This is a genomic window from Streptomyces sp. NPDC052012 (genome assembly GCF_040689265.1).
GTDB lineage: Bacteria > Actinomycetota > Actinomycetes > Streptomycetales > Streptomycetaceae > Streptomyces.
Genome location: NZ_JBFAXA010000004.1, coordinates 339,704 through 357,389 on the forward strand (window position 1 = coordinate 339,704; position 17,686 = coordinate 357,389).

The 17,686-nt window shown below is 69.4% G+C and carries 13 protein-coding genes and 1 pseudogene; 8 read left to right on the top strand and 6 right to left on the bottom strand.

Annotation, left to right across the window (positions count from 1 at the left end; genetic code table 11):
- Positions 1 to 264 precede the first annotated feature (264 nt).
- Both AB0412_RS11185 and AB0412_RS11190 read left to right on the top strand, forming a co-directional pair.
- Complete coding sequence (locus AB0412_RS11185; protein WP_366402255.1) at positions 265 to 1,707, top strand: MFS transporter; 1,443 nt, start codon at positions 265 to 267, stop codon at positions 1,705 to 1,707.
- A 114-nt stretch (positions 1,708 to 1,821) separates the two neighbouring features.
- A complete protein-coding gene (locus AB0412_RS11190; RefSeq protein ID WP_366402256.1) occupies positions 1,822 to 2,586 on the top strand; it encodes a F510_1955 family glycosylhydrolase in 765 nt (254 codons plus the stop codon).
- A gap of 103 nt (positions 2,587 to 2,689) precedes the next feature.
- Here AB0412_RS11190 and AB0412_RS11195 read toward each other — a convergent pair whose 3' ends face one another.
- Positions 2,690 to 3,820, bottom strand: coding sequence for a histidine kinase (locus tag AB0412_RS11195; protein ID WP_366402257.1), 1,131 nt, complete (start codon positions 3,818 to 3,820; stop codon positions 2,690 to 2,692).
- Complete coding sequence (locus AB0412_RS11200; RefSeq protein WP_366402333.1) at positions 3,817 to 4,482, bottom strand: response regulator transcription factor; 666 nt, start codon at positions 4,480 to 4,482, stop codon at positions 3,817 to 3,819. Before AB0412_RS11200 ends, AB0412_RS11195 begins: the two co-directional genes overlap by 4 nt.
- Positions 4,483 to 4,671: 189 nt before the next feature.
- Here AB0412_RS11200 and AB0412_RS11205 point away from each other — a divergent pair, with 189 nt between their 5' ends.
- A complete protein-coding gene (locus AB0412_RS11205) occupies positions 4,672 to 5,928 on the top strand; it encodes a DUF418 domain-containing protein (RefSeq protein WP_366402258.1) in 1,257 nt (418 codons plus the stop codon).
- Between the two features lie 240 nt (positions 5,929 to 6,168).
- Here the strand turns inward: AB0412_RS11205 and AB0412_RS11210 are convergent, their stop codons facing one another.
- Together AB0412_RS11210 and AB0412_RS11215 are read right to left on the bottom strand one after the other, a co-directional pair.
- Positions 6,169 to 7,077 (bottom strand): DUF5134 domain-containing protein, encoded by a 909-nt coding sequence (locus tag AB0412_RS11210; protein ID WP_366402259.1) that lies wholly within the window; start codon positions 7,075 to 7,077, stop codon positions 6,169 to 6,171.
- A 148-nt stretch (positions 7,078 to 7,225) separates the two neighbouring features.
- Positions 7,226 to 7,813, bottom strand: coding sequence for a TetR/AcrR family transcriptional regulator (locus AB0412_RS11215; protein WP_366402260.1), 588 nt, complete (start codon positions 7,811 to 7,813; stop codon positions 7,226 to 7,228).
- Positions 7,814 to 8,180: 367 nt separating this feature from the next.
- Here AB0412_RS11215 and AB0412_RS11220 point away from each other — a divergent pair, with 367 nt between their 5' ends.
- On the top strand, positions 8,181 to 8,729 hold the full coding sequence (locus tag AB0412_RS11220; RefSeq protein WP_366402261.1) for a hypothetical protein: 549 nt from the start codon (positions 8,181 to 8,183) through the stop codon (positions 8,727 to 8,729).
- Positions 8,730 to 9,413: 684 nt separating this feature from the next.
- Positions 9,414 to 9,882, top strand: a pseudogene (locus AB0412_RS11225) (multicopper oxidase domain-containing protein); the annotation flags it as partial.
- 141 nt (positions 9,883 to 10,023) lie between these two features.
- Here the strand turns inward: AB0412_RS11225 and AB0412_RS11230 are convergent.
- Complete coding sequence (locus AB0412_RS11230; RefSeq protein ID WP_366402262.1) at positions 10,024 to 10,821, bottom strand: IclR family transcriptional regulator; 798 nt, start codon at positions 10,819 to 10,821, stop codon at positions 10,024 to 10,026.
- A gap of 133 nt (positions 10,822 to 10,954) precedes the next feature.
- A complete protein-coding gene (purU, locus tag AB0412_RS11235) occupies positions 10,955 to 11,827 on the bottom strand; it encodes a formyltetrahydrofolate deformylase (RefSeq protein WP_366402263.1) in 873 nt (290 codons plus the stop codon).
- Positions 11,828 to 12,200: 373 nt separating this feature from the next.
- Here purU and AB0412_RS11240 point away from each other — a divergent pair, with 373 nt between their 5' ends.
- The 3 genes from AB0412_RS11240 to AB0412_RS11250 all read left to right on the top strand — a co-directional run bounded on the left by AB0412_RS11240 (position 12,201) and on the right by AB0412_RS11250 (position 17,680).
- Positions 12,201 to 13,610 (top strand): MFS transporter, encoded by a 1,410-nt coding sequence (locus AB0412_RS11240; protein WP_366402264.1) that lies wholly within the window; start codon positions 12,201 to 12,203, stop codon positions 13,608 to 13,610.
- Between the two features lie 385 nt (positions 13,611 to 13,995).
- Entirely contained in the window at positions 13,996 to 15,081 is a 1,086-nt protein-coding gene (locus AB0412_RS11245; protein WP_366402265.1) for an S-(hydroxymethyl)mycothiol dehydrogenase, read from the top strand.
- A 151-nt stretch (positions 15,082 to 15,232) separates the two neighbouring features.
- Positions 15,233 to 17,680, top strand: a complete 2,448-nt coding sequence (locus tag AB0412_RS11250) for an FAD-dependent oxidoreductase (protein WP_366402266.1) — start codon at positions 15,233 to 15,235, stop codon at positions 17,678 to 17,680.
- Positions 17,681 to 17,686 lie beyond the last annotated feature (6 nt).

Here is a 17,686-nt window from a genome sequence, read left to right on the forward strand (position 1 = left end):
CGGGCCCGGGTGGCGCGCTGTTCCCGCTGTGTCCTCTACCGGTATTGGGGGACGCCACGCGGTTGGTAGATCGGCAGGGCCGTGGACGTCGGCAGGACGACGACGGCAGCAGTGTCGAACAAGGACTGACGCCCATCCCACGGTGGCGCCTCGACGCTCCTTCCGCATATCCCTGTCCTCATCCCCTTACATACCCCCCATGGGTATGTTACCGTGCGGCCGTCAGATACCCCCCGGGGGTACCCATGGAAGGGGATGAAATCAATGTCAGCCATCAATCCGAGGCGCTGGTGGGCGCTGGTCGTGCTCGCCGCCGCTCAGTTCATGGTGATCATGGACACGTCGATCATCGGGGTGGCGCTCCCCGAGATGCAGAAGGACCTGGGCTTCTCGCAGGGTGAGTTGCAGTGGGTCTTCAACGCGTACGTCATCGCCTTCGGCGGGCTGCTCCTGCTCGGCGGTCGTCTCTCCGACCTGCTCGGCGCGCGCAAGATCTTCACCACGGGCTGGGTCGTGCTGATCGCCGGCTCGATCGTCGCGGCCGCCGCCCAGACGGCCTGGGTGGAGGTCGTCGGCCGTGCCGTGCAGGGCGTGGGCGGTGCGCTGATCGCCCCGTCGGCCATGACTCTGCTGATGATGCTCTTCGCGCACGACCCGAAGGAGCTCGGCAAGGCCATGGCGCTCTACGGTGCCGCAGCCCCCGCGGGAGGCACGGCCGGCGTGTTCCTCGGCGGGGTCTTCACCGAATGGCTGAGCTGGCCCTGGATCTTCATCATCTACGTCCCGATCGGCGTCGCCACCCTCGCCGCCACCAAGCTCCTGCCCGCCGTCGGCAGTCGCCGAGGTTCGGTCGACGTGCTCGGAGCGGCCGCGGTCACCGCAGGTCTCGCACTCGCTGTCTTCGCCATCGTCCGCGCGCCGGAGGTCGGTTGGACCTCCACCGGGACCGTGCTCCAGCTGGTCGGTGCCGCCGCGCTGCTCGTGCTGTTCTTCGTGATCCAGAAGACGGTGCGCGAGCCGCTGATGCCGCTCGGCATCTGGCGCGTCCCGCGGCTCGGCTCGGCCAACCTGGCGATGACCTTGCTGGGTGCCGCGTGGATCCCCATGTGGTACTTCCTCAACCTGTACCTCCAGCAGGTTCTCGGCTACGGGGCGTTCGCCTCCGGCGCCGCGCTGCTGCCGATGACCGGCCTGCTGATGATCTTCATGACAGCCATCACGGCCAGGCTGATGGCGAAGGTCGGCGCCAAGCCGCTGATCGGCGGCGGGCTGCTCGTCCTCGCGGCAGGGCTGCTGTGGCTGTCCGCCGTCGAGCCCACCGGCACCTTCGCGGTCGATGTCCTGCCCGCCTCGCTGGTCGCCGCGCTCGGCATGTCGCTCGCCTACATCCCGGCGATGATGGCCGCCATGTCCGGAGCCCCGCAGGAGCAGGCCGGCCTGGCGTCCGGCATCGTCAACACCACCTACCAGGTCGGCTCCGCCCTGAGCCTGGCAGCGCTGACCGCGGTCGCCACGTCGCAGGGCGCGGGCCAGCTGGGCAACCTGCCCGCCCTGACGGACGGTTTCAGTGCCGCCCTCATCTGGGCCGCCGCGATCGCCGCGGCGGGCGGGCTGATCACCCTGCTGGTGATGCGGAGCGACAAGGCCGCAGCCGCGCCGCAGGCCGACGCCACTGCGACGGCACAGGGCGAGCGGGCCGGCGTCTGAAATGCTGTGCCGGCGCCTGGTGAACTGCCGCGACGCCGCAGTTCACCAGGAAGCAGGGCAAGAGAAACCGTCCAAGGGCCGTCCAGCACCGGGTAACCGGCGCCGGACGGCCCTTTGCTCTCAAGCCGCACGCCCGTCCGTTCTCACCCAGGTCGTGGTGAAGCCGAGCCGCTGACGGTTGATTCCGCCTGTCCATCCCGACGGCCATTCACCCCCGACGCCCAGGGACGGCCTGAGCTGGTGGGCGACAGCAAGGACGACTTCATGGGCTTCACCGTGGCCGGCGACAAGACGTTCTACGCCAGCGGCCACCCGATCTCCGGAGGCAACAAGGGGCTCATCAAGAGCACCGACGCGGGCAGGACGTGGAAGTCCCTGTCCCTGTCCGGCGAGTCCGACTTCCACGCCCTGGACTTCGCCCACGGCACGGTCTACGGCTACGACTCCACCCACGGCCAGGTACGCACGACCAAGGACGGCGTGTCCTGGAAGGACGGCGCGCGGCTGGAGGCCCTCGACATCGCGGTCAGCCCACAGGATCCCGGTCTCGTCCTCGCCACGACCGCCGATGGCATAGCCCGGAGCACCGATGGTGGCAGGACATTCGCCAAGGGCGAGGAGCCGGTGATGGCCTTCCTCTCCTGGGCGGCGAAAGGGGCTCTGTACGGCATCGACACCTCCGGCGGCTTGCACCGCAGCAGCGACGGCGGGAGCACCTGGAAGGAGGTCTCCACCGTGCCGGGAGGCCAGCCCCAGGCTCTGACCGCTGTTGACGCCGAGCACGTTCTGGCAGCCACCCAGACCGGGGTATACGAGTCGAAGGACGGCGGCAACGCGTTCACAAGGCGCCTCGCCGTCGAATCGAACGAAGGCCACTGAGCGGAACCCCGCACGCCGGGCGGCCTCCGAACCGGAGCCCCACTGGGCGTCCGCCTGACCCCGGCGGTGCCGGGTGGCTCCGCGGCCCCGGAGTCCGGCACGCTCATCCTGTGACCCACGCGCCCCGGGCCGGGACGGCAAGGTGGAGTTCGTAGCCGCCGTCGGCCGTGGGGCCGTGGCTGAGGGTGCCGCCGAGGAGTTCGGCGCGCTGACGCAGGCCGACCAGACCCTGATGTCCGCCGGGCAGGGGGAGGGCCGGCCTTTCGGGGGCCGTGTTGGTGACAGTGATGTGGACAGTCCCGTCCTTGTGGTGGGCGCAGACCGTCGCCGTTGCTCCGGGCGCATGCTTGCGGACGTTGGTCAGTGCCTCCTGCACGGTGCGGTACACGGCTCGCTGGACGGTCGGCGGGAGGTCGTCGGGAAGGTCGGTCCGCAGCTCTGTCTCGATGCCGCTGCCGCTCACCAGCCGCGGCAGGTCGGCGAGGGACGGCTGTGGGGTCAGTTCAGCGGGACGGCTGCCGGAAGCCCGCAGCACGCCGACCATGTGCCGCAGCTCGTCAAGGGTCTGCACGCTGAGGCGCCGGATCGCAGCCGCGGTGTCCTTGACCTCGGAGTCCTGACTGCCCACCTGAAGTGCTCCGGCCTGCACGGCGATGAGGCTGACCTTGTGGGATACCACGTCGTGCATCTCTCTGGCGAGCTGGGCGCGTTCCTTGGCCAGCACGGATTGGGCGGTCAGCAGTCGTTCGCGCTCACGTGCGTCGGACACTTCGGCGAGTCTCATGGTCAGGTCGCGTCGGGCCTGGACGAGCTGGCCGAGGAACACGGGAGCGGCTGCCGTGGCCATGGTGTAGCCCAGACTGACGAGCAACGAGCTGTCGGAGATCCCGACCGCTTCCAGTGACGGCGGCCAGTGCCACGGAACGATGTCGCTGATGGTGAACGCGGCGGCGCAGACGACCAGCACCGAGCGCCGGCGTGTATGCGAGGCGAGGGTGTACAGCGCGGCCAGGGTGGCAAAGACCGCGTCGGTGACCAGGGTCGCGGGCAGGGTCAGAACGAAGGTAAGGAGGGGCAGCCGACGACGCAGGGCCAGACCCGCGGCGGCGAGCAGCCCGCAGGCCATGGCCAGCTGGTCCTTGGTGTCGACGTTGACCCAGACATCCAGGAGCGAGGCCGCGATGAGCGTGCCGTCCAGCAGAGCGGCGACGCCACCGGCACGACGGGGTGTCACCTGTCCTCTCCTTCCTGCGGGAATCTCAGCAGGCCGGCGCGTTCGGCGAGCAGGGCAGCCTGGACACGGCTGCCCACTCGCAACTTGGTGAGGATGGAGCTGACATGCTCCTTCACGGTGCCGACGCTGAGGTGCATGCGGCTGCCGATGCCGCTGTTGGACAGTCCCTCGGCGACGAGGACCAGGATGGCGCGCTCCCGGTCGGTCAGCCGGGAGACCGCGCCGGCGGCAGGCTCACTCGGTTCATTGTCCAGATAGCCGTCCACCACGGTCCGAGTGACCTTGGGTGACAGGACGACGCCGCCTTCGGCCAGCGTGCGTACCAGATGCACAAGGTGCTCGGGATCGGTGTCCTTGAGCAGGAAGCCCGCGGCACCCGAGCGCAGTGCTGTCGCCACGTACTCGTCCATGCCGAAGGTGGTGAGCATGGCGACCACCGGAGGGTTGTGCAGTCCACACAGTTCGGCCAGCACGGTAAGACCATCCACATCAGGCATGCGGATGTCGAGGAGTACGACGTCGGGCCCCACCTCCTCGGCCGTCCGGACCGCCCGGCTGCCGGGGACTGCCGCCACGACCTCGATGTCGTCGGACGCGTTGAGGATGTGTGTGAACCCCGTACGGATCAGGGCCTCGTCGTCGACCACCAGCACCCGGATCACCTGCGGCTCCATTCGTCGGGACTCGTCAGGGGGACCGCTGTCCGACCCATATCTCGCCGAGGACCTGTCGCCGGACGCCCGGCATCGGGTGCCGCCAGGTGACCGGGGCCGACTCCCGCCAGTCGGCGGGGTAGGTCCGGAAATCTATGGGGTGGGTAGAAATGGAGTGAATGCACACTCTAAAGAGGTATGACACACAACGCCCCCTCACGCTCACCCACGCAACCTGCTGCGGCATCCGTCACGGCGATCGCGGAGGGGGACGGCCCTCATGTCCCGCTCCGTCCCTCATCGTCGGGCGGACGACTGATTGGTGTCGACCTGGCCCGCGGCCTGGCGATGTTCGGCATGTACGCCGCTCATGTCGGCCCCGAGCCGTCGCAGGGCGGGCTCCTGGGCTTCCTGATGGAGACGGCACGCGGGCGTTCCTCCGCGCTGTTCGCGGTACTCGCCGGCTTCTCGCTGGTCATCATCACCGGCCGCCCGCAGCCCCGAACCGGCCGCGCGGGGCGCCAGGCAGGGGGAAAGATCGTCCTCAGAGCCGTCGTCCTCATCGCCCTGGGCTTCGCCCTGGCCTCGCTGGGCACCTCGGTCGACGTGATCCTGGCCTACTACGGGCTGACGTTCCTCTCCGTGCTCCCGCTGTACCGGATGTCGGCCAGGACGCTTGCGGTCGTGGCCGCCGTGGGCGCACTCGTCCTGCCCCAGATGCTGTTTCTGATCCACCAGTGGATCGACGAAGGAAGCTGGGCCGACACCGTCATCAGCTGGGACCCGCTTACCCGGATCAGCGACACGGACGGTCTGCTCGACCTGCTGTTCACCGGCGATTATCCGGTCCTCACCTGGGCACCGTTCATGATCGCGGGCATGGCGGTCGCCCGACTCGACCTCACGCGCGCCCGTCTCCGCACGCAGCTGGCCCTGACGGGAGCCGCCCTGGCCGTGCTCGGCTACGGCGGCTCCTGGCTTGCCCTGCGCCTCGTCCCGCACGCGAGCGCCGCGATCTCCGCGGACACGGACGGCGGCTCGGCATCATCGGCCTGGTGGTCCGACGCCGTGGGCGAGCCGGTCGGCCACACTCCGGCCTGGCTGCTGGTGGCCGCACCGCACAGCCAGACGACCGCCTCCGTACTCGGCAACACGGGCGTCGCCCTGGTCGTCCTCGCCATGTGCCTCGCCGTCACCGCCCGCATGGGCCGTTTCACGCGTCTGACCACACCCGTCTGCGCGGTCGGCGCGATGTCCCTGACCGCGTACACCCTGCACGTAGTCGCCATCCGCGTCCTCGGCACGGACAGCAAAGACTTCCCGGAGCTGCCGGTGCTCCTGGGGTTCATCGGAGCCGCCATGGTCCTGGCGTACGCATGGAGCCGCGCGTTCCGGCGCGGTCCCCTCGAGTATCTGCTCCACACCATCACCAGGGTCACCCGCCACATCAAGTGACCCGCCGCAGTGGAGCCGTACAGCGTGGATTCAGTCACTGACGACGGGCGCCCACTTCGAGACTCCGGCAGGTGACGCGACCACCACGCGTGGGGGAACGGCTGCCGCCTGAAGACTGCTGACCGCCACTCGTCGAGGGGTATCAACGAGTCGACCACCTCGAAAGCGCGCGGGCCATCCAGGAGACCTGGAGCAGGCTTACGGCACGGCGTGACGCCGGAAAGGCGGGCGACGGGGTCGTCAGCCGGCCATCATGACGAGCATGGCGCACATCGTGCCGCCCATGCCGATGTGGGCTGTCAGGGCCGCGGCCGGTGACGTACCCGGCGGGCGGCGGCGGCTCCGGCTGCCTGCTGCCGCGTGTGCCCGGCGCTTGTCGCCTCCCAGCCGGGCCCTGTCCCAGACGGAGATGGCCAGGGACGCGGCGAACACCACGATTGCGTCGGGCAGGGCGAGTAGCCGCCGCGCCCAGCGGCCCCTGCCCGCGCTGCGGCCCGCACCCGTCCGCCGGTCGGTGCCGCGGAGTCGCGCCCATACGGACGCGACGATCGAGATCAGGAAGTACGCGGCAAGCGTGATCAGGACGACACGCCATACAGCAGTGGAGTCTCCCGCCGCGGCGCCGTCGGTGGCGCCGGACGCCATGTCGTGGGCGACCACCCCCGAGGAGTGGTCCATGCCCTCCATCCCGGCCATGCCCGCCGTCTCCGTGGCGTCGGCCGTTCCGGCGGATCCGTGCCCATGCCCGTGACTCGTGCCGGCCATCGAGTGTCCGCCCAGAGCCAGAACCGGCGCAGAGTGGGTGCCCGGCATGGCGAGCGTCATGATCACCATGGCGGCACTGCCGATGACGTGATGCGCCCAGCGACGGCCGTGCCGCCAGCCGTGCAGACGAGCGTGGCGTACGGACAGGGCCACGCTGCCGAGGCCGACGGCGGTGAACGCCGCCACCCACCACAGGCTGTGGTCGCCGAAACTGGTGGCCGTCGCGGGCAGGAACATCGCGGCCATGCCACCGGCCATGACGAGGTCGCCTCCGGCCGCGAACCGCGCCTGTCTGCTGTCGGCTGCGGCCACACGGGCCGTGCTCACGACGGCCACGAGTACGGCGACCGCCGCCAGCGTCCAGTTCAGGGCCGGACTTCCCATCGCTGCCCTCCGCATCGACCGTCGTCGCCCGCGCCCTGTTCCGCGGGCCCGTCGACTCCCGTCGTCCTCTGGCTGTTGTCTACGGATGTCCTTGGTACGTAGGGGTGCCAAGAGGTGTTCAGCAGAGGGACTTCTTCCCCTGAGAGCGTCAGTCCTGTGGAGGGCGCACGCCCGCCAGGGTGACCGTGACCAAGCGCCGCACGGCGGCCTCGGACGGCAGGGTTCGTGCCGCTGCCAGGGCGCTGATGCAGTAGCGCGTGAGTTCCGTGGGCGGGATGTCGTCCCTGACGTCACCGGTCTGTGCTGCCTCGGTGAGCAGGGCCTGAACCATGTGCTGAAGGTGCTGGTGTGCGTGGGTCAGGTGGTTGCCGTTGTCCCTGTGCAGAAACGCGCCGAGGTCTGTGTCGTGGTGGCCGTGGGATCCATGGGTGATGAGGGCATAGGCCTCCAGCACCGCTTCGAGGCGCGCACGCGCCCCTTCGGTCCGGTCCCGGACTTCCGCCAATTGGGCGAGGTGACCCGCGATTTCGCGCGCGTGCCAGGCGTGCAGGATGGCTTCGACGTCCGGGAAGTACTTGTACAGCGTGGCCCGCCCGATGCCGGCCTTCTCGGCGATCTGAGACATCGTCACCGACAGTGGGCCCTTTTCGGCCGCCAGGGCGGCTGTGCTGTCCAGGATGGCGTCGCGCACTTCGCGGCGGTGCGCGTCGATCGTCTCGTTCCACAGCTTCGGCACGCGGAAAGCGTACGCGATGCCGATGCTGTGACACCATGGTTTGACAGTGACAAAGTGTCTCGATAAACCTGGCGTCATACGAAGGGCATGCCGCCCAGTAGGTGAGACAAGGAGAACCCCTCATGGTGGATCCGCCGCAGGAGTCGAACTCTCGCGACAAGACGGGTGAGGCTCCCGGCCGAACCCCGGCCGCGGGGATGCCCCGCTGGGTGAAGGTGTCCGGACTCGCGCTGATCGTGGTCCTTCTCTTCGTGGTCATACATCTGGTTACGGGGGCGGGTGACCATGGTCCGGGGCGTCACCTCGGGGGACAGGCTCCGCTCGTCGGTGTCACGAAAGCCATCGGACCGGACGCAGGGGATATCGGATGACCATGCCGCCCCGCCTGCGCAGGCTGGCCCTGATTGCGCACGTCACCTCCTCGGTTGGGTGGCTGGGCGCGGTCGTCGCCTTTCTCGCGCTGGCGGCGATCGGCATGACCAGCCAGGATGCCGCGACAGTGCGCGGCGCGTACCTCGTGATGGAGCCGGCCGCCTGGTGCGTCCTGGTCCCCCTGGCCTTCACCGCCCTGCTTACCGGCATCGTCCAGTCCCTGGGTACGCCCTGGGGCCTCTTGCGGCACTACTGGGTGCTGTTCAAACTCCTGATCAACGTGGTCGCCACCGGAGTGCTGCTGATCTACATGGGGACGTTCAGGTCTATGGCGCACACGGCTGCCGACCCGGAGGCCGAGCTGTCTTCAGTGCGCAACTTCTCTCCCGTGCTGCACTCCGTCCTGGCGCTGGTCGTGCTGCTGCTGGCCATGATCCTCGCGGTGTACAAGCCGCGGGGCGTCACTCCGTACGGGCAGCGAAAGCAGCAGGCGGAACGCGAGAGCCGCAGCACGCCGGGCGCGGTGTCCGTGTCTCAGGCGTGAGGGCGCCAGACGCACACCGCTGATGGGTGCGGCCGCGGCCACCCCGGAAGCGCACTTACCCCCTCCGCGTATATGGGCGGCACTCGTCTCATCGAGAACTCAGAGGGATGCGATGACACCACGGGGAGCCTGGGCCCCGTGGACCCGCGCCTCGCACGGCGTCGTCACCTGGCGCGTGCTGCCGTCATCGCCGTCTCGCGACATTTGCCGTACTGGTCCACCACGAGACGGTAGCCGCGGCGATGAGCTCGACCTCTGCTCCCGCCGCACACGTGATGACGCCGGGCATGGTGATGGCGGACAGTCATGTCGCACCGGAGTCGCCCATGTCCGGTCACGCGCACGGAAGCACCATCGTGCAGGCCGCGGACCAGACGATGAACAGTGCTGATGGCCTGGCCTGCTCGGGAACGGCCATGCAGCACTGCTCGACCGCGAGCGTCGAGGTGGTACAGCTGGCGGTACCCGCGCTGACCCCGGGGCAACCAGGTCTCGCCGCGCACGGCGCCGTCGCCCCAGGGCCGAAGCCCGCCGGGACAGTGGACCGGGCGCCCCCGAACCTGTCCGTTCTCTCTCAGTTGCGCATTCAGGCCGTGCCCAACGGCTTTCCTTGGGCCTTGATCAGGCCGAGAGGCGTCCCAGCACGCCAACTCCCATAGGCGTACACAGAGATCGAGGACCTCCATGAACAGCATCAACCGCCGATCTGTCCTGCTCGCCGGACTCGGCGTCGCAGACGCGGGCGCGCTCGCGCCTGCAGCAGTGGCTCTGGCTCGACGCCCGCCCTGGTCACCCCCTCCGGCTCGGCGGTCGCCGCTCCATTCATTGGCACGGCATCGCCATGCGTAACGACATGGACGGCGTGCCTCCGGTGACGCAGCAGGCCGTACGGGCGGGCTCCAACTTCACCTACCGCTTCATCGCCGACGCCCCCGGCACCTACTTCCTCCATCCCCACGTCGGCGTTCAGCTCGAGCAGGGCCTGTACGCGCCGCTGATCGTCGAGGCCCCCAAGGAACCGCTGTCGTACGACGACGAATGGGTCGTCGTCCTGGACGACTGGGTCGACGGAGTCACCGGCACCCTTGACGAAGTCCTTGCCGAGCTGCGGCAGGGAATGGGTGGCATGGGCGGCCACTCCAGCTCCAGCGGCCATGAGGGCCACGACATGGGCGACCTCGACGGCCGATGCGGTACGTGTGACGGCATGCTGGGGTGCCGAGGCCCCGCCGAGACGGTCGCCACTGGACTGAGTGCGCCGAACGCGGCTGGGCCGGATGGCTCTGAGGGTGCCTCAGCCGTGGTAGCCCATCCGGTGGCTGATCTCCTGTGCGCCGCCGATCAGCGTGGGAGCGACCTCGTGCATGCGTTCCTCGGTGAAGCGGTAGGCGGGGCCGGAGGCGCTGAGCGCGGCGATGACCTCGCCGTCGCGGGAGCGGATCGGGGCCGCCATGGCGTGCAGTCCGATCTCGAGCTCCTCCAGCGTCACCGCGTACCCGCGCTCCCGCGCCTCGGTGAGGTTCTTCTCCAGCTTCGTCCTGGCCGTCAGGGTGTGCGGCGTCAGCTTCCGCACCCCGGACTCCGCGAGCACGTCGGCGCGCTCCTTCGCCGGCAGGTGGGCCAGCAAGATCTTGCCGCTCGACGTGGCGTAGACGGGGGTGAGCTGGCCGACCCAGTTGTGGGTGCCGACGGCACCCGGGCCGCGTACCTGATACAGGTTGACTGCGTAGTGCTCCTGCAGGACGGCGATGTTGACGGTCTCGCCGATCTCCTCGCTGAGCCGCACACACACCGGGCGGCCCTGCTGGGTGATGTCGAGGCGATCGGTGACCGCGCCGGCCAGGCGGACGATGCCGAAGCCCAGCCGGTACTTGCCCCGCTCCGCCGTCTGTTCGACCAGGCCACGCGCCTCCAGAGCCCCGAGCAGACGGAACGCTGTCGACTTGTGGACGTCGATCTCGGCGGCCACCTCGCTGACGCCCGCCTCGCCGCGCTGGGCGAGGATCTCCAGCACGCCGACGGCGCGGTCGACGGACTGCACCCCGTTCACAGCGGGACCCGCTGTTTCGCAGTCTGCGCTGTAGTTGCCCATAGCGCAACTATACGCGTGGATCTTCGTGGGTCACCATGAAGCTCGACCGGACGCCGGGGTTGTGGAGCCGGCCCGGACGGGGGTTGCGGGACAGTCGGTTCCGGCCGCCCGCATGGTCGCACGGTCCGCTCTCTCAGCGGAAGACCACGGTGCAATGTCCGTTCACCAGCACCCGGCTCTGGCTGTGCCACTCGACGGCGCGGGCGAGCACCTGAGCCTCGACGTCGCGGCCGATGGTGACCAGCTCGTCCGGGTCGCGGGAGTGGTCCACGCGGACGACGTCCTGCTCGATGATCGGGCCCTCGTCGAGGTCGGGCGTGACGTAGTGCGCCGTGGCGCCGACCAGCTTCACGCCGCGCCGGTGCGCCTGGACGTACGGCCGGGCGCCCTTGAAGCTCGGCAGGAACGAGTGGTGGATGTTGATGGCCTTGCCGTCGAGCTGCTTGCACAGGTCGTCGGAGAGGATCTGCATGTAGCGGGCCAGCACCACCAGGTCGACGTCCAGCTCGCGCACCAGATCCAGCAGCCGCGCCTCGGCCTGGGCCTTGGTGTCCTTGGTGACCGGGATGTGGTGGAAGGGGACGCCGTAGCTCTGCGCCAGCGGCTCGAAGTCGCGGTGGTTGGAGACGATCGCCGGGATCTCGATGTTGAGCGCGCCCGTGGACTTGCGGAACAGCAGGTCGTTCAGGCAGTGGCCGAACTTCGACACCATGATCAGCGTGCGCGTCGGGGTCGACGCGTCGTGCAGCTGCCAGGTGATGCCGTACGCCTGACCGACCGGTCCGAAGCCGGTGCGCAGGTCCTCCAGGGAGATGCCGGCGTCCGAGACGGCGAAGTGCACCCGCATGAAGAAGCGGTCCTGCAGCCGGTCGTCGAACTGCCGGCTCTCCAGGATGTTGCCGGAGTGGCTCACGAGAAAGGTGGTCACTGCGTGGACGAGGCCGGCCTGATCGGGACAGGACAGGGTGAGGATGAACTCACGGCCGGGCCGCGGTCGAGGAGACATGCCTTCCTCCATCGGTCGGTGGTGCGGATCGCGCAACACGGTGAGCTATACGCAACGTGATTGAGCGGGGATGAGAGCGCGGTCAAGGGGCGGGCCGACGGAAGCGCTGCCGCCGGCGCATTCAGCGCAAGGTTTCTCTATGTAGAACGCACATCGCAATGTGCAACATCATGCGCATGGGGTGAGGTGTCGTCAAGGGTGTCGGGATGCCTGCGCGGTGAGGGTGCGGGGCGATCTCCGTGGAATTCGTAAGAGGTTCAGGGTCCCGTCTTGACGATGACAGGGTGATCGATGTTCCGTTGCGTATGGGGAAACCAGTTCGCTCAAACGCAACGTCCTTGCAGCCCGCCCGTCCCCCATTCCGGGAGTTCAGATGTCCATCCGTGCCGTCGACGAGGCACCCCTGAACAAGTTCCACCGAAAACTCACCTGGGCCTGCGCCGGCGGCCCGTTCCTGGACGGCTATCTGCTCAGCATCATCGGCGTCGCGCTCATCGGCATGAGCAACGAGCTGAACCTGAGCACCGGGGACGAGAGCCTCATCGGTGCCGCGGCCCTCGTCGGCATCTTCGTGGGAGGGCTGTTCTTCGGGCCCGTCACCGACAAACTCGGGCGCGAGGCGATGTACACCATCGATCTGGCCGTGCTGGTCGGCGGCTCGGTGCTGTCGGTGTTCGCCACCGAGACCTGGCAGTTCGTCGTGCTGCGGTTCGTGCTCGGCATGGCCATCGGCGCCGACTATCCGATCGCGACGTCACTGCTGGCCGAATGGGTGCCGAACAAACACCGGGGCCGACTGCTCGGCATCCTGATCCTGGCCTGGTACGTCGGCGCGGCGGTCGCGTATCTGGTCGGCTACGTGATGGCCGAGATCGCGGGCAACGACGCCTGGCGGTGGATGCTCGCCTCGGGCGCCGTACTCAGCGCCCTGATCCTGTTGATGCGCATCGGCACGCCGGAGTCGCCGCTGTGGCTGGTGAACAAGGGGCGTACCGCCGAGGCCCAGAAAGCGATCAGGAAGGCCCTCGATCGCACCGTCTCGGTCGAGGAACTGCTGGCCGCCTCGGCGGCCGAGCAGTCGGTGGAGCGGAGCCGGATCCGTGACCTGTTCCACGGCACATATCTGCGGCGGACGCTGTTCTGCGGGCTGTTCTACATGTGTCAGATCACGCCGATGTTCGCCCTCTACACTTTCGGTCCCGCCATCCTGGGCTCCTTCGGGCTCGGGGAGGGCAACGAGAGCAACCTGGGCTCGGCGCTGATCAGTGTCGTGTTCGTGCTGGGCTGTATCCCCGCGCTGCGGCTGGTGGACCGGGTGGGGCGCCGCCCCGTGCTGGTGTGGTCGTTCGCCCTGATGGTGGTGCCGCTCGCGGTGCTCGGCGGCGGCCACGCACTGCCCATGGCGGTGGTCATCGTGTGCTTCTGCGCCTACGCCCTCCTGTCGGGCGGTCCCACGGTGCTGGAGTGGACGTATCCCAACGAGTTGTTCCCCACCAGCATCCGGGCCACCGCGGGAGGCGTGGCGACCTCGATCAGCCGTGTCGGCGCGGCAGCCGGTACGTACCTGCTGCCGATCTCCCTGGATCGGCTGGGCATCGGTGCGACCATGCTGATCGGCGCCGGTATCACCGGGGTGGGCTGGCTGGTGTCCTTCGCGTGGGCCGAGGAGACGCGGGGCCGCACCCTGGCGGAGACCAGCGCCGTGCCGGGCTCCGCGCCGCCTGCGACGGCGGCCGAGGAACGTCGCGACAGCCTCCGCGGAAGCCGTCTCGGGCGTTCCTGACCTGGTGGCCCACGAACCCGGACATGCGGCCGACCTCCCCGGAGGTCGGCCGGCCGCATGTCCGGGTCTTCCGGCGCCGCCTCCGTGGCTGTTCGGCGCCCGTTTTCCGCCGCGATGGCAACTTCGCTCGGCCAACCCCTTGACAGTGGGTGTCGGTGGAGACACAGTTTGGATCGGTCGTTGCTTATAGCGAAGATGATTGCGCAATACGCAACACCGCTCAGGTGGTTGTCCCGGCCTCCCGGGTCTCACCGGGCCAGGTGACGTTTCTCCCTCCTCCGTCGATCGCTCCAGGGAGCGATCGACGTCCTCCCGCCACACAGAACATCAGGCCGAAGATCCCGAAGATCGCATTTCGGCCGTCCCCTCGACGAGGAGAACGACCGTGACACACGAGGTACGCGGCGTCGTCGCCCGCCAACAGGGCGCACCGGTCTCGGTGGAGACCGTCCTGGTGCCGAACCCCGGCCCCGGTGAGGCGCTCGTGCGGGTGGAGGCCTGCGGTGTCTGCCACACCGACCTGCACTACCGGCAGGGCGGGATCAACGACGAGTTCCCCTTCCTGCTCGGCCACGAGGCGGCCGGTGTCGTCGAGTCGGTCGGCGAGGGCGTCACCGACGTCGCGCCCGGCGACATGGTCGTCCTCAACTGGCGTGCCGTCTGCGGCACATGCCGGTCCTGCAGCAAGGGCAGGCCCTGGTACTGCTTCGCCACCCACAACGCCACCCAGCCGATGACCCTGGCCGACGGCACCCCGCTGTCCCCGGCCCTCGGCATCGGCGCCTTCGCCGAGAAGACCCTGGTCGCCGCCGGCCAGTGCACCAAGGTCGACCCGGCCGCCTCGCCCGTCGCGGCCGGCCTGCTCGGCTGCGGGGTGATGGCCGGCTTCGGCGCCGCGGTCAACACCGGCGGCGTGGGCCGCGGCGACTCGATCGCGGTGATCGGCTGCGGCGGCGTGGGCATGGCCGCGATCGCGGGCGCCAAGGTGGCCGGGGCGAGCCGGATCATCGCCGTGGACGTCGACGAGCGGAAGCTGAAGTGGGCCGAGCAGTTCGGCGCCACCGACACCGTCGACTCCTCCCGGACCGACGCCGTCGAGGCGATCCGCGCACTCACCGGCGGCTACGGCGCCGACGTCGTCGTGGACGCGGTGGGGCGCCCCGAGACCTTCAAGCAGGCCTTCTACGCCCGCGACCTGGCCGGCACGGCCGTCCTGGTCGGCGTCCCCACCCCCGAACCGACCCTCGACCTGCCCCTGCTGGACGTCTTCGGCCGCGGCGGGGCTCTGAAGTCCTCCTGGTACGGCGACTGCCTGCCCGCCCGGGACTTCCCCGCCCTGATCGACCTCTACCTCCAGGGCCGCTTCGAGCTGGGCGACTTCGTCACCGAGACGATCACCCTGGACGACGTCGAGGCCGCCTTCGCCAAGATGCACCACGGCGACGTCCTGCGCTCGGTGGTCGTCCTGTGACCGCGCGCACCGAGCGCCCCGTCACCTCCGGCACCTGCGAACCGGACGGCGGCAGCCGGGAGGCCGACAACCGGCTCACCCGCGACCGCTGACCTCGTCCGTCACCGCAATACCCAAGCCCCTCACCACACCAGGAACTTGGAGGAAGACCATGGCGGCACAGCCGAAGGTGGTCATCATCGGCGCCGGCATCGTCGGGTGCGCACTCAGCGACGAACTGACCGCACGCGGCTGGACGGACGTCACCGTTGTGGAGCAGGGCCCCCTCTTCGCCACGGGCGGCTCCACCTCGCACGCCCCCGGTCTGGTGTTCCAGACCAACGGTTCCAAGACGATGACCGGGTTCGCCCGGTACACGGTGGAGAAGTACAGCGCGCTGACCCTGGACGGGCAGTGGTGCTTCAACCAGGTCGGCGGCCTGGAGGTGGCCACCACCCCCGAACGCCTCGCGGAGATCCAGCGCCGGCACGGCTGGCTGAGCTCCTGGGGAGTCGACAGCCGCCTCCTCACCCCCGAGGAGTCCGCCGCACTGCACCCTCTCCTCGACCCCGAGCGCATCCTCGGCGGCTTCCACATCCCCAGCGACGGCCTGGCCAAGGCCCTGCGCGCGAGCGAGGCCCAGGCCCGCCAGGCGACGGCCCGCGGAGCCCGGTTCCGTCCCCACCACACGGTGACCGGCATCGAGACGACCGGCGACCGTGTCAGCGCGGTCGTCACCGACCAGGGCACCTTCCCGGCCGACATCGTGGTCTCCTGCGCCGGATTCTGGGGCCCGAGGATCGGCCGGATGGTCGGGCAGCCCGTGCCGCTCGTGCCCATGGCCCACCAGTACGCCCGCACGACCGAACTCCCGCCGCTCACCGGCCGCAACGACGCGCACACCGAGGCCTCCCTGCCCATCCTGCGCAACCAGGACGCCGGCCTGTACTACCGCGAACTCGTCGACCGCATAGGCATCGGCTCCTACGCCCACCGCCCCATGCCCGTCAGCCTGGACACGGTGGCGCACCCGCGCGAAGCCGACATGCCGTCCTCGCTGGAGTTCACCGAAGCCGACTTCGAGGACGCCTGGGCCGACTCCCTCACCCTGCTCCCCTCCCTCGCCGACACGAAGATCGAGGAGGGCTTCAACGGCATCTTCTCCTTCACCTCCGACGGCATGCCGCTGATGGGCGAGTCGGCGAAGGTCCAGGGCTTCTGGCTCGCGGAGGCCGTCTGGGTCACCCACTCGGCCGGCGTGGCCAAGGCCATGGCCGAGTGGCTCGTCGACGGCCGGCCCGCCACCGACGTCCACGAGTGCGACATCAACCGCTTCGAGGAAGTCCAGCTGGCGCCGTCGTACGTCATGGAGCGCAGCTGCCAGAACTTCGCCGAGGTGTACGACATCCTGCACCCGCTGCAACCGGCGGAACGACCCCGCCCCCTGCGGACCAGTCCCTTCCACGCCCGCCAGGAGGCCCTCGGCGCGGTCTTCCTGGAGGGCGGCGGCTGGGAGCGCCCGCACTGGTACGAGGCCAACGCACACCTGCCCGAGGTGGCCCGCGTGCCCGGCCGTAACGCCTGGGCGTCGCGCTACTGGTCGCCCATCGCCGGAGCCGAAGCCCTCGTCACCCGGGAGCGGGTGGCCCTCTACGACATGACCCCGCTGAAGCGGCTGGAGGTCACCGGCCCCGAAGCGCTCACCTTCCTCCAGAAGCTGACCACCAACCAGCTCGACAAGCCGGTCGGCTCGGTCACCTACACCCTGCTGCTCGACTCCGCCGGCGGCATCCGCAGCGACCTGACCATCGCCCGCCTGGAAACAGAACGCTTCCAGATCGGCGCCAACGGCAACCTCGACCTGGACTGGCTGCGCCGGCACCTGCCCGGCGACGGCTCGGTGCAGGTGCGGGACATCACCGCCGGCACCTGCTGCCTCGGCGTATGGGGCCCACGCGCACGTGACCTCGTCCAGCCGCTCACCGACACCGACTTCTCGCACCAGGGCTTCGGCTACTTCAAGGCCGAGCAGGCCTTCCTCGGCGACGTCCCGGTCACCGCCATGCGGCTGAGCTACGTCGGCGAGCTGGGCTGGGAGATCTACACCACCGCCGACCTCGGCACCAGGCTGTGGGACACCCTGTGGGAGGCCGGGCAGGAGCTGGGGATCATCGCCGCCGGCCGCAGCGCCTTCAACAGCCTGCGGCTGGAGAAGGGGTACCGCTCCTGGGGCCATGACATGACCACCGAGCACAACCCGTACGAAGCCGGTCTCGGCTTCGCCGTCCGCCGCACCAAGGAACACTTCACCGGAAAGGCCGCGCTGGAGGGGATCAGCGACGAGACGGTCACCCGCCGGCTCACGCCCCTGGTCATCCAGGACCAGCAGTCCGTGGTGATGGGGCACGAACCCGTCCGCGTGGACGGCCGCCCCGTCGGCTACGTGACCAGCGCCGCCTACGGCTACACCATCGGCGCGCCCCTCGCATACGCCTGGCTGCCCGCCGAGCACGCCGCCCCCGGGACCCCGGTGGAGATCGAGTACTTCGGCGCCAGGGTCCCCGCCGTCACCGCCGCCGAGCCCCTCTTCGACCCGGAGATGTCGCGCATCCGGCGCTGAACGGGC